Origin of the sequence: Pantoea sp. Lu_F5_004 (assembly GCF_051136245.1) — a bacterium.
Taxonomy (GTDB): Bacteria; Pseudomonadota; Gammaproteobacteria; order Enterobacterales; family Enterobacteriaceae; genus Pantoea; species Pantoea agglomerans.
In genome coordinates this window covers 1,315,380-1,328,367 of the sequence record NZ_CP194946.1, presented here as the reverse complement: position 1 = coordinate 1,328,367, position 12,988 = coordinate 1,315,380, and the positions used below count along the sequence as shown (strand labels likewise).

7 protein-coding genes are annotated in these 12,988 nt (G+C 54.5%); 4 read left to right on the top strand and 3 right to left on the bottom strand.

Translation table 11 applies throughout. The features are described from left to right. Positions 1-631: 631 nt before the first annotated feature. The 3 genes from ACR8BN_RS06280 to rcsB are packed head-to-tail and all read left to right on the top strand — an operon-like array spanning position 632 to position 5,115. Complete coding sequence (locus ACR8BN_RS06280; protein WP_434747417.1) at positions 632-1,786, top strand: MFS transporter; 1,155 nt, start codon at positions 632-634, stop codon at positions 1,784-1,786. 19 nt (positions 1,787-1,805) lie between these two features. After that, positions 1,806-4,463 carry a phosphotransferase RcsD gene (rcsD, locus tag ACR8BN_RS06275; protein WP_434747416.1) on the top strand — a complete coding sequence of 886 codons (2,658 nt, stop codon included), beginning with the start codon at positions 1,806-1,808 and terminating at the stop codon, positions 4,461-4,463. 1 nt (position 4,464) lies between these two features. Then, positions 4,465-5,115, top strand: coding sequence for a response regulator transcription factor RcsB (rcsB, locus tag ACR8BN_RS06270; RefSeq protein ID WP_009089068.1), 651 nt, complete (start codon positions 4,465-4,467; stop codon positions 5,113-5,115). Positions 5,116-5,169: 54 nt separating this feature from the next. On the opposite strand, the gene rcsC is transcribed toward rcsB, so the two are convergent. The 3 genes from rcsC to gyrA all read right to left on the bottom strand — a co-directional run bounded on the left by rcsC (position 5,170) and on the right by gyrA (position 11,822). Further along, a complete protein-coding gene (gene rcsC, locus ACR8BN_RS06265; RefSeq protein WP_434747415.1) occupies positions 5,170-8,022 on the bottom strand; it encodes a two-component system sensor histidine kinase RcsC in 2,853 nt (950 codons plus the stop codon). A 769-nt stretch (positions 8,023-8,791) separates the two neighbouring features. Further along, a complete protein-coding gene (locus ACR8BN_RS06260) occupies positions 8,792-9,022 on the bottom strand; it encodes a hypothetical protein (protein ID WP_434747414.1) in 231 nt (76 codons plus the stop codon). Positions 9,023-9,149: 127 nt separating this feature from the next. Continuing rightward, positions 9,150-11,822: a DNA topoisomerase (ATP-hydrolyzing) subunit A gene (gyrA, locus tag ACR8BN_RS06255; protein WP_031590623.1), complete on the bottom strand. Its 2,673-nt coding sequence runs from the start codon at positions 11,820-11,822 to the stop codon at positions 9,150-9,152. Between the two features lie 177 nt (positions 11,823-11,999). Here gyrA and ubiG point away from each other — a divergent pair, with 177 nt between their 5' ends. Then, a complete protein-coding gene (gene ubiG, locus ACR8BN_RS06250; RefSeq protein ID WP_010671459.1) occupies positions 12,000-12,725 on the top strand; it encodes a bifunctional 2-polyprenyl-6-hydroxyphenol methylase/3-demethylubiquinol 3-O-methyltransferase UbiG in 726 nt (241 codons plus the stop codon). The last annotated feature ends 263 nt before the right edge of the window (positions 12,726-12,988 follow it).

Here is a 12,988-nt window from a genome sequence, read left to right as displayed (position 1 = left end):
ATGTCTTAACCTGGTGTATGTCGAAACGGCAAAGCCAAAGCTGGTCGCACGCCCCTAATCAGAGTGGCGAATGACGCTATTATTGTTAGTTTTAATTGTACAGACTCACGCAGAATGTAACGTTTCTGACAGATTAACGTTTAGCGTAGCCGTGTTAAAAAACAATTTCAATGTACAGATTTCATTATGGTTTAATCTTCATTACATAAGCCACACTTGAAATAAGGCTTTCATAAAATCCGCTTTGCCTTTGTTTTTACATGTCAATTTATTGCTGACTGTTTCCAAAAATGATGCGGAAAGGTTAAAAAACCACCACTACCGAAACATCAGGGCGCTAAAAAAAATTTGTTCATTAAGCGATTCAGCCATCATTTATAAGTGGCCCTGTTCCGGTTTTTCAGCAGCAAGTCGTTGAAAAACGGCAGTGAAATTTGAGTTAAGTCATTCTGCGGGGCGGTGGTCATGCCAGGAAAGTTCTGGAAAAAATTCGCAGCGCGACAAAAGTCGGTAAACTCCCGGTTTTGTCATTTATGCCATGTTGCTGCCCCGTTCCTTATCAGAGGCGCAACGGCCACTGACTCACGGCCAGTGCTACACTTTTCCGCTTTACCATTGATGAATCTGACCTATGACCGCACTGGACGCTGCACAACAAAACAAACATCAGAGCCGCCTGAACTGGGGCACGCGCACCATCTTTTTGATCAATGGCTTAGGAATGTCAGCCTGGGCTCCGCTGGTGCCGTTTGCCCGCGATCGTCTGCAGCTCAGCGGCGCATCACTGGGCGCGTTACTGCTCTGTCTGGGTATTGGTTCGCTGGCTGCGATGCCGGTGACGGGTACACTGGTGGCGCGATTTGGCTGCCGTCAGGTGATGTGTTTCTCTACCCTGTTAGTGCTGATAATGATGCCGCTGCTGGCCACGGCTGACTCTCATCTGGTTATGGCGGCTGCGCTGATGCTGTTTGGCGCCGGGCTGGGCATGCTGGATGTGGCGATGAATTATCAGGCGGTTCAGGTTGAGCAGGCGGCGGATAAACCGATGATGTCCGGCTTCCATGGCTTCTTCAGTCTTGGCGGGATCCTGGGTGCGGGCACGGTCAGCCTGTTGCTGAGCCAGTCTTTTACACCCCTGGCCGCCACGCTGGTGGTGATGGCAGTGATGTTGTTGCTGTTGCTGTGGCGACTGCCGGTATTAATGAACGAACGCCTGCACCAGCCCGATCAACCCTGGCTGGTGATCCCACGTGGCTGGGTCGCGTTTCTTGGCCTGCTCTGCTTTATCCTGTTCCTGGCGGAAGGGGCCGTGCTGGACTGGGGCGCGCTGCTGCTGCTGCAGAACCCGGAGATGTCACCCGCCTGGGCCGGGCTGGGCTATGCGGTCTTTTCCGTAGCGATGACGCTGGGCCGTTTTAGCGGCGATAAGATCATCCAGCGTTTTGGTCGCTACCCGGTGATGCTGACCGGCGCGCTGACCGCCGCCGCGGGCATGAGTCTGGCCGTCTGGCTGCCGTGGCCGGAGATTGCCCTGCTGGCTTTCCTGCTGGTCGGCTTTGGTTTATCTAACACGGTGCCGATGTTGTTCAATGCTGCCGGGAATCAACAGGATATGCCTGCGAACCTGGCGATTTCTGCCATGACAACGCTGGGATATGCGGGTATTCTCTCAGGTCCGGCTTTAATCGGATTCATTTCGCAATGGATCAGCCTCAGCGGCGCATTTTTAGCGATCGCCCTGTTGCTGTTAGCGGTAGCCGCCAGTGCGCGAAAAGTTGCGCAATAATTCAGGTACCTGACACGCTATGTTGTATAAGTTTCCACTGACCTCCGGCAACATCACCCGCTTTTTTGTGGTTTTCAATCTGGTGCTCCTGCTGGCGCTGGGCTTTATGGTGCATAACTCGGTGAATGCCTGGCTGACCGGGAAACGCTATGCCATGGACGATCTGGCACGTGACGTTCAGAAGCGCATTGATGCCTATCGCTTTGCCACCTGGCAGATCTATGAAAACCTCTCTACCAGTGCGGCAGGTGCAACACCCGGCAGTAATCTGCAGGAGACGCGACTGCGTCCTGATGTCTATTACCTGGAAAAAACCCGGCGTAAAACGGAAGCGCTGATTTTCGGCTCACATGACAGCAGCACGCTGGACATGACCATGCGGATGTCGAACTATCTCGACACGCTGTGGGGCGCAGAAAATCCCACCTGGTCGATGTATTTTTTAAATGGTCAGGATAATAGCCTGATTATGATCTCGACCCTGCCGCTGAAAGATATGGCGACGCGCTATAAAGAGAGCGCCATCAGTTCAATGGTTGATGGCCGTCGTGCTGAGATGTTGCAGCAGGCGAATGCGCTCGATGAGCGCGAGAGTTTCTCACCGCTGCGCCACCTCGCCTTCCAGAACGATCACTATTTCACGCTGCGTACCACCTTTAACCAGCCAGGCCATCTGGCCACGGTGGTCGCCTTTGATCTGCCGGTTAACGATATTGTTCCGCAGAACATGCCGCTGGAAAATTTCCAGCTGCGTCAGGACAGCTCAATGCCTGCCAGCAGCAGTGAACAGCAGGAGGTGGAAAATACCCACATCTCACTGGTTAACCCCAATATCGAGATTACGGCCACTCTGCCCAGCACCTCACTGCAGCTGGTTTATCAGGTGCCGATTAGCCGTCTGATTATCGATACCCTGCACAATCTGCTCTGGCCGCTGCTGATCAACCTGCTGCTGTTCCTGCTCTCACTGGCGGGTATCGTGCTGCTGCGCCAGCAGTCGCTGCGTCCCAGCGAGAACCAGAGCGCGGAACTCGATTCGCTGCGGGTATTGAATGAAGAGATTGTGGCCAGTCTGCCGGTCGGCCTGCTGGTGTATGACTTTGCCAGCAACCGCACCCTGCTGAGCAATAAGATTGCTGAACATCTTTTGCCTCACCTCAATCTGCAGAAGATCATTAATATGTCCGACCAGCATCAGGGCGTGCTGCAGGCCACCATCAATAACGAAGTGTATGAGATTCGCCACGCCCGCAGCGTGCTGTCGCCGCATACCCAGCTGTTTATGATGCGTGACCAGGATCGCGAGCTGCTGGTGAATAAGAAGCTGCAAAAAGCGCAGCAGGTGCTGGATCGCAACCATCAGATGCGACAGCAGCTGCTGCACAATCTGGGCCATGCGCTGAATCAGCCCCTGGAGAAGATGGTGACGCAGCTGGTACAGCTCAGCCAGCGTGATGCCGATGAGACCGTGCTGGACCTGCTCGATGAGAGTCAGGGGCTGGCGCGGCTGGTGGATGATATCGTGCTGCTGAACCGGCTTGAGGCGCACGACTGGTCACCCGATGCGACCGTCTTTAACCTGCAGGAACTGCTGGATGAGATCGCGCTGGAAAGCCTGCCGCTGATGCGCCGCAAAGGGCTGTCGCTGGTGGTGAATAATCACCTGGCAAATGATGAGACGCGCTTTGGCGACCGTCGCGCCCTGCGTAAAGTGCTGACCACGCTGATGCACTACGCCCTGACCACCACCCGCTGGGGGAAAATCACCCTGGAAGTTAAGGCTGCAGACAAGCAGGCCGATAGATTGATTATCGAACTGGTGGATACCGGTGCGGGCCTGACGGTGGATGAACTGGCCAATGTCGACTTCCCGTTCCTGGGCGATACCAGTCAGGATCGCTACGGACAGGCTTCTGGCATGGCGTTCTTCCTCTGTAAGCAGCTCTGCAAGCAGATGGGCGGCAGCCTCGATATCGTGGCAAAAGCGGATATCGGCACGCGCTACAACATGCAGTTGCCGCTGGTGCTGGAGCAGAAGCGCGAAGAAGAAGAGGAAAAAATTCTGGATGGCGTTACCGCGCTGGTGGAGATCACCGTGGAGGACGTGCATAAAATTGTCTGCCGCCATCTGGAAAACTGGGGAGCGCGTTGTCTGACACCCGACGAGCGCATTTCCGGTCAGGATCACGATGTGCTGGTGACCGACGATCCATCAAAGCTTAGCGGCTGGGCACTGCTGCTGGCGGAAGATGAACTGGGGCACCATGCACTGAACGACCAGCAGTATCGGGTCAATTTCAATCTCAGTAATGCGCTGCTGGATGCATTGCTGGCACTGATAGAGAAGCAACTGTCGCATGATGTGATGGATAACGACACGGAAGACGACGCGGCCACGCCATTGATGAGCGGCGGCTATTTCCAGCTGTTTACGGAGACAGTACCGGTTGATGTGAAGAGGCTGTATACTGAGTCGGCGGAAAAGGACTACGCCTCGCTTGCTCAGACAGCGCATCGCCTAAAGGGCGTGTTTGCCATGCTCAATCTGACTCCCGGCAAACAGCTTTGTGAAGAGTTAGAACACCACATTAAAGCGTGTGACGATTCAAACATTACAAATACCACCAGTGATATTGACGCTTACGTCAATCAACTGCTGCAGCAAGGTAACCAATAAGATGAATAACTTAAACGTAATTATTGCCGATGACCATCCAATTGTCCTTTTCGGTATCCGAAAATCTCTGGAACAAATTGAATGGGTTAACGTTGTAGGTGAGTTCGAAGACTCAACAGCACTGATCAATAATCTGTCCAAGCTTGATGCCAACGTCCTGATCACCGACCTCTCTATGCCAGGTGAGAAGTATGGCGATGGTATTACGCTGATTAAATATATTAAACGCCACTACCCGGATCTCTCGATTATTGTTCTGACCATGAACAACAACCCGGCGATTCTGAGTTCAGTGCTTGATCTCGATATCGAAGGGATTGTACTGAAACAGGGCGCGCCAACCGATTTGCCAAAGGCACTGGCTGCACTGCAGAAAGGCAAGAAATATACGCCGGAAAGCGTTGCGAAACTGCTGGAGAAAATCAGCGCGGGTGGTTATGGCGACAAACGTCTGTCACCGAAAGAGAGCGAAGTGCTGCGTCTGTTTGCAGAAGGTTTCCTGGTGACCGAGATTGCCAAGAAGCTGAACCGCAGTATCAAAACCATCAGTAGCCAGAAGAAATCAGCGATGATGAAACTGGGCGTGGATAACGATATCGCACTGCTGAACTACCTGTCGTCTGTCAGCCAGACTCAGGTCGAAAGAGACTAAGTTACTTCCTGAGGCGGTGCAGCCTGCACCGCCTCGCCTCTGCCCTTTCCTGCCCTACCCTATCCGCGTTTTACGTACCCGATCAGCATAGATTGCCAGCGTCACTTTCAGCACATCTAACGTCACCGGTTTCGACAGGCAGTTATCCATGCCCGCATCCATGCAACGCTGTTTCTCCTCAGCCAGCGCATTCGCCGTCACGCCAACCACCGGGAAGAGATGGCCCAGCTGGCGCAACCGCTGCGTCAGGCGATAACCATCCATATTCGGCATATTTACGTCGGTGAGTACGATATCGATCTCATTGCGACTCAGTACGTTAAGCGCATCAACGCCATCCTGCGCAGTTTTCACCTGATAGCCCAGCGTGCCGAGCTGTTCCGACAGCAGCATGCGGTTAATCGGATGGTCATCGACAATCAGTACCATGATGTCATCGTTATGCACTTTCTCTTCTACCGGCGCGGCCAGCAACAGCGCATCTGCGGCGTCGTTGCCCAGTGCGATCCGATAGATGCGCGCCAGCAGCGCCGGAACCTCGTGCAGCGTGGCGGTAGAGTGGATCCAGCGGCCGGGCTGACGTTCACGCGGCATATCCACATGCGATCCATCGAAAGTGACCAGTGCCCGCAGCGGGACATCAATATCCAGTTCGTAATCGGTCATCACCACATCGTCGTGGCCAGGCTTACCGTTATACTCCGCGACCTGAATGCCCTGCTGCTGAATCTGACGCGTGATAAATTCCGCGAGGTACTCGTTGCGCATCGCCAGCCAGATTTTCTTATCCTGTAAATCCTCCAGCAACCTCAGTGACGGCTTCTGCCCTTTGTAGATTGGAATACGCACAATAAACTGGCTGCCCATGCCTGGCTCTGAGTCGACCTCGATGTCGCCATCCATCATATTGATCAGCTTTTCACAGATCGCCAGTCCCAGCCCGGTGCCCTGGAAATTACGCTGCACGCCATTTCCCACCTGGAAGAAGGGATCAAACAGGCGTGGCAGCTCTTTCGCCGGAATGCCGACGCCAGTATCACGGACGCGGAATGCCAGATAGCCCTGCGCAACGTAAGCGTGGAGGATAATACAGCCCGTATGCGTGAACTTAATCGCGTTATTCAGCAGGTTCGAGATCACCTGCTGCAGACGCAGCGGATCGCCGTCCAGTACCTGCGGAACGTCATGTTCAATAAAGCAGTAGAGCGTAATCCGCTTCTTCACCACCAGCGACAGATAGTTGCCGACGATGTGGGTCACGATTTCACGAGGTGCAAACGGACGCGGCTCAATTTTCAGCTGCTCTGATTCGATTTTTGAGAAGTCGAGAATATCGCTGATGATTTTCAGCAGCAGGCTGGAGGAGTTGTTCATCGCCGTCACCAGCGAGTCGATACCGCTGGGCAGCTCTTTGGTCTGCAGCAGATCGAGATTACCGATAATGCCATAAAGCGGCGTGCGCAGTTCGTGACTGACCGTGGCAAGGAACATCGATTTTGACTGGCTCGCCTGCTCTGCCGCGTGGGCCATCTCCTGCAGCGACTGCTCCATCCGCACGCGCGCCGAGACGTCGACCAGCACGCAAATCGCCACGTTCTCATTACGATAGCGCGAATGCACAAAGCTGATTTGCAGGTTGGTATTACTGCCGGTGAGCACATCGACAAAATTGACCTGCTGCCCGCCAATAATCTCATTCAGCCGCAGGCGATCTTCCTGCGTCAGCAACGTCAGATAATTGTGCGCCAGCTCGTTACTCAGAATATTGGTGCCGTCGCTGGTGCGTAAAATACAGATCCCGACCGGCGCAGAGGCGACAATCTTACGGTTAAACTGCTCGTGCTCTTCCAGCCGGTGCGCATTCTCCTCCGCCGGCAGGAACATCCGGCGCTCAAACAGCCAGGCGAGGGTAAACAGAATAACGGCGCTGAAAATATTGAGCAGCAGCGCATTAATGATCATCAGCTTGAGCTGATCCACCATCACGTCGGTAGATATCGACCACACCACGTTAAGATCGGAGGGCGGCAGCGGCTTTTTCAGGACCAGCTGACGATAACCATTCAGGTAACCAAACCAGGTTTTATCATCAGGCAGACTGTCGAGCGAGAAGCCCAGCCCGCCGCGCCGCGAATTTAGCAGTGGACGATAATTTTCATCGGTAATAGACGCGATAACCGGCAGGCTGCCCGGCTGAATAAACTCATCCAGACGGATATTCTGTTCGACGCCAAGCAGCGCCTGTAACTTATTAGCAACGTAGACGGGCACCACCATAAAGAAGGTTCCGACGCCTGGCTGAGCACTGCTGTTAATCCAGTACATTGGATTGCGGCGATCTTCTTCGCTGCTGTTGCGATAGCGCAGCACATTCTCACGCAGCGATTTCAGGCTGCGTTCCCGGTCAGCATTGCTGCTGCCAATCGTGAAGTCGGCCAGACACTGGCTCTCGCCACCGATAAAGAACACCCGATTCAGCTCATACGATGAGGCGAAGTTACTTTTCCAGTAATTGATGTAGTAACTGAGTGAGTCGAGCGAGTTGCGCCAGGTATTGCTCATCGAGGTACAGTCGCCATCCGAAAACAGGGGCGTAAACTGCGGCTGAGATGTTTTGCCTGGCATCATACCGGTCAGCACATCCAGACCGCTGCTGGCGTTGGTTAAGCGGTTTTCGGTGATATATTTCAGCTCACGCATCATGTCCGCCGAATGGCGGACATACCACTGTATCGTGCCGTAGTTGCTGGCAAACTCCTGCCGAACCTGCGTCTCTTTATTGTGCAGCACGCTGATAATGTAAAACGCAGTAAGAACGGCGCCCAGCGTCCAGATTAGCAGCGCCAGCGCGCGGAAAAGATAGCGCGAGATGCGAAGCGTAGTGCGGAAAGAGACAGGATATTTCAAAGGTAACTCGCAGTTGGCAAGGTTAGTCGCATCATCGATTTTTAATGCCCATACACTAGCTTTATCGGGCGTAAAAAGCCAGCCAGCCGCAGGCTTAGCGGGCGGTTTGGGAATCTTTTAAGACAGCCAAAGCAACATCTGCATCTACTCAAAGCGATACCACAACCCCAATAAGAAAGGCCTGCCTCTACACCTCAAACACCACGCCCATCCCCTCAAAGCGACACCCAAATCCAACAAGAAAGGCCTGCTATGCCCGAAGAGCAAAGCGTCCACGCCAGGGATGGCGTGGACGATCCGCATGGATGCGGGAATCCTTTGCGATCGGGCATAGCAGGCCTTGCGACGGCTCCCGACTCACAGCTACCAGCTACCCATTTTCCCGACCCGCCTCTAAGACCTCAAACATCACGCCCATCCCCACAAAGCGACACCCAAATCCCAACAAGAAAGGCCTGCTGTGCCCGAAGAGCAAAGCGTCCACGCCAGGGATGGCGTGGCCGATCCGCACGGATGCGGGAATCCTTTGCGATCGGGCATTGCGGGTCTTTCGACGGCTCCCGACTCACAGCCACCAGCCATTTTCCCGACCTGCCTCTCACACCTCAAACACCACGCCCATTCCCTCAAAGCGACACCCAAATCCCAACAAGAAAGGCCTGCTGTGCCCGAAGAGCAAAGCGTCCACGCCAGGGATGGCGTGGCCGATCCGCATGGATGCGGGAATCCTTTGCGATCGGGCACAGCAGGCCTTTCGTCGGCTCCCGACTCACAGCCACCAGCCATCAGCCATCAGCCACCCATTTTCCCGACCCGCCTCTAAGACCTCAAACACCACGCCCATCCCCTCAAAGCGACACCCAAATCCAACAAGAAAGGCCTGCTGTGCCCGAAGAGCAAAGCGTCCACGCCAGGGATGGCGTGGCCGATCCGCATGGATGCGGGAATCCTTTGCGATCGGGCACAGCAGGCCTTTCGGCGGCTCCCGACTCACAGCCATCAGCTTCCAGCCACCCGCCATAAGCTCTCTGCCCCTGCAATCTCCCCATCACACACAAAAAAAACGGCAGGCCGGGTTTCCCCTGACCTGCCGTTTCTGCAACGAACCTCAGCTCACGCCAGACAAATTACTCTTCGTCTTCAGCCGCGTCGTCTTCGTCTTCTGCATCCGCTTCCGGCGCAATCTCTTCATCGTCAATCTCTGCTTCCGGCGCGATATCTTCCTCGCCTTCCGCCACGCTACCGTCGATTGAATCCAGCTCTTCTTCTTCAACCGGCTCGGCAACACGCTGCAGACCCACGACGTTCTCATCCTCTGCGGTACGAATCAGAATCACACCCTGGGTATTACGACCCACGACGCTGACTTCTGAAACGCGGGTACGCACCAGCGTACCGGCATCGGTGATCATCATAATCTGATCGCCATCAACGACCTGAACGGCGCCAATCACCGGACCATTACGTTCGGTCACTTTGATTGAAATAACACCCTGGGTCGCGCGCGACTTGGTCGGGTATTCGCTGTTGGCAGTACGCTTGCCGTAACCATTCTGCGTCACGGTCATAATTGCACCCTCTTCACGCGGCACAATCAATGACACAACGCGATCGCCTTCAGCCAGCCTGATGCCGCGTACGCCAGAGGCGGTACGACCCATCGCACGGACTGCGGTTTCTGCAAAGCGCACCACTTTACCGGCCGCTGAGAACAGCATCGCTTCATCGTTACCGTTGGTCAGCGCCACACCGATCAGCTCATCGTCGTCACGCAGATTCACGGCAATAATACCGGCGCTGCGTGGACGGCTGAACTCTTTCAGGGCGGTCTTCTTCACGGTACCGAGCGCGGTCGCCATAAAGATATTAAAGCCTTCGGTATACTCACGTACCGGCAAAATCGCCGTAATACGCTCGTTGGCTTCCAGCGGCAGTAGGTTGACGATTGGACGTCCACGTGCGCCACGGCTTGCTTCCGGCAGCTGGTAAACCTTCATCCAGTAGAGACGGCCACGGCTGGAGAAGCAAAGAATCGTGTCATGCGTATTGGCGACCAGCAGACGATCAATGAAGTCCTCTTCTTTGATACGTGCGGCTGACTTGCCCTTACCACCACGACGCTGCGCTTCATAGTCGGTCAGCGGCTGGTACTTCACATAGCCCTGATGCGACAATGTCACCACAACATCTTCCTGATTGATCAGGTCTTCGATATTAATGTCAGCCGTGTTGGCGGTAATCTCTGTGCGACGCTCATCACCGAACTGATCACGCATCAGCTCCAGCTCTTCGCGGATCACTTCCATCAGACGGTCCGCGTTCGACAGAATGCGCAGCAGCTCAGCGATCTGCTCCAGCAGCGCTTTATACTCATCCAGCAGCTTCTCGTGCTCAAGGCCGGTCAGTTTCTGCAGACGCAGATCCAGAATCGCCTGAGCCTGCTGCTCGGTCAGATAGTATTGACCATCACGGATGCCGTATTGTGGATCCAGCCACTCCGGACGCGCGGCGTCATCACCGGCACGTTCCAGCATCGCTGACACGTTACCGAGATCCCACGCCTGCGCAATCAGACCCGCTTTCGCTTCTGCCGGGTTTGGTGCACGACGAATCAGCTCGATGATAGGATCGATATTCGCCAGCGCAATCGCCAGACCTTCCAGGATATGCGCACGATCGCGCGCCTTACGCAGTTCAAAGATAGTACGACGCGTCACAACTTCACGACGATGGCGAACAAAGGCGTCCAGAATCTCCTTCAGCGCCATGATCTTCGGCTGACCCTGATGCAGGGCGACCATGTTGATACCAAACGAGGTCTGCAACTGGGTCAGTGAATAGAGATTATTCAGCACGACTTCGCCGACCGCATCGCGCTTGATCTCAATCACGATACGCATGCCGTCTTTATCAGACTCATCGCGCAGTGCGCTGATGCCTTCGACACGCTTCTCTTTCACCAGCTCCGCAATCTTCTCAATCAGGCGTGCCTTGTTAACCTGATACGGCAGCTCATGAATGATGATGGTCTCACGGCCCGTTTTAGCATCAGCTTCCACTTCGCCACGCGCACGAATATAAATTTTACCGCGTCCGGTGCGGTACGCTTCTTCGATGCCACGGCGACCATTGATAATAGCGGCGGTCGGGAAATCAGGCCCCGGAATGTGCTCCATCAGCTCTTCAATGCTGATGTCTTCATTTTCAATGTAAGCCAGGCAGCCGTTAATCACTTCACGCAGGTTATGCGGCGGAATGTTGGTTGCCATACCCACGGCGATACCGGAAGAGCCGTTCACCAGCAGGTTAGGAATTTTGGTCGGCAGAACTTCAGGGATCTGCTCAGTGCCGTCGTAGTTCGGTACGAAATCGACGGTCTCTTTTTCCAGGTCAGCTAACAGGTCGTGGGCGATTTTCGACATGCGAATTTCGGTATAACGCATCGCCGCGGCTGAGTCGCCGTCGATGGAACCGAAGTTGCCTTGTCCGTCCACCAGCATGTAACGCAGGGAGAAAGGCTGGGCCATACGTACAATGGTGTCGTATACGGCGGAATCACCATGCGGGTGATATTTACCGATAACGTCACCGACGACGCGGGCAGATTTTTTATAGGGTTTGTTCCAGTCGTTACCCAGTACGCTCATCGCAAAAAGTACGCGACGATGAACCGGCTTCAGGCCATCACGCACATCGGGTAAAGCTCGGCCAACGATGACCGACATGGCGTAACCGAGATAAGAATTTTTTAATTCTTCTTCGATATTGACCGGTGTAATTTCTCTCGCAAGGTCGCTCATGGAGCCGCTATCCCTCTACTTAATCCCGGATTTTAAAGGTGCGAAAGTATATCACACTGCAATGCTCTGGTGAACGCTAACCACCGATTTCACCCGCTTTTCCTTGTGCCTGAAAGGTGTGCCATCTGCGGTTAAGCGTTTATACTGTGGGCACATTTTGTCAGGAGTTACGATTCAATGAATGCACAACCGCAGAATCATCAGCAGAACGTCGATGCGCAGGAAATTGCCAAGTTTGAGGCCGTTGCCTCGCGCTGGTGGGATCTGGAGGGTGAATTTAAACCGTTGCACCGCATTAACCCGCTGCGCCTGGGCTATATCGCGCAGCACAGCAACGGCTTATTCGGTAAAACCGTGCTCGACGTCGGATGCGGCGGCGGCATCTTAGCCGAAAGCATGGCGCGCGAAGGCGCCGTGGTCACGGGTCTGGACATGGGCGCGGAACCGCTGGCCGTGGCGCGCCTGCATGCTCTGGAGAGCGGAGTGACGCTGGACTACGTGCAGCAGACCGTCGAAGAGCATGCGGAGCAGCACGCAGGAAAATATGATGTGGTGACCTGCATGGAGATGCTGGAGCACGTGCCGGATCCGCGCTCAGTCGTTCACGCCTGTGCGAAGCTGGTCAAACCCGGCGGCGAAGTCTTTTTCTCTACGCTGAACCGCAATCCAAAAGCCTGGCTGCTGGCGATATTTGGCGCGGAATATGTGTTGCGCATGCTGCCGCGCGGCACCCACGACGTGAAGAAATTTATCCGTCCTTCCGAACTGCTGGGCTGGGTCGATGAAACGGCCCTGCGTGAACGCCACATCATTGGCCTGCACTACAACCCGGTGACCAACCGCTTCAAACTGGCTCCCGGCACTGACGTGAATTATATGGTGCACACCCACCGCGCCGTCTGAATGATATTACCCGCCTGAAAGCAGGCGGGTAATATTGAAGTCTGACTTGCGTTAACCGCTCAAATAAAACTATCCGCGCATTAACCGTAACCATTGCAGCATTCAGAGTTACGAATCACGCTAAATACAGGCGCGCTTTTCATAGCCCCTCCCTGCCTGACAACCTTCGCTGTCACATTAAAATAACCCCCTCACCAAAACTGAATAAAACCACGTTCAGCGCATGAGAATAATTAAAATCAGGCCTTAATAGCCAATTGGCT

Excerpts from the sequence above, each read along its gene's own strand:
- gyrA (WP_031590623.1), bottom strand. The coding sequence starts at position 11,822 with ATGAGCGACCTTGCGAGAGAAATTACACCGGTCAATATCGAAGAAGAA.
- ACR8BN_RS06260 (WP_434747414.1), bottom strand. The coding sequence starts at position 9,022 with ATGGCTGTGAGTCGGGAGCCGCCGAAAGGCCTGCTGTGCCCGATCGCA.
- rcsB (WP_009089068.1), top strand. The coding sequence starts at position 4,465 with ATGAATAACTTAAACGTAATTATTGCCGATGACCATCCAATTGTCCTT.
- ACR8BN_RS06280 (WP_434747417.1), top strand. The coding sequence starts at position 632 with ATGACCGCACTGGACGCTGCACAACAAAACAAACATCAGAGCCGCCTG.
- ubiG (WP_010671459.1), top strand. The coding sequence starts at position 12,000 with ATGAATGCACAACCGCAGAATCATCAGCAGAACGTCGATGCGCAGGAA.
- rcsD (WP_434747416.1), top strand. The coding sequence starts at position 1,806 with ATGTTGTATAAGTTTCCACTGACCTCCGGCAACATCACCCGCTTTTTT.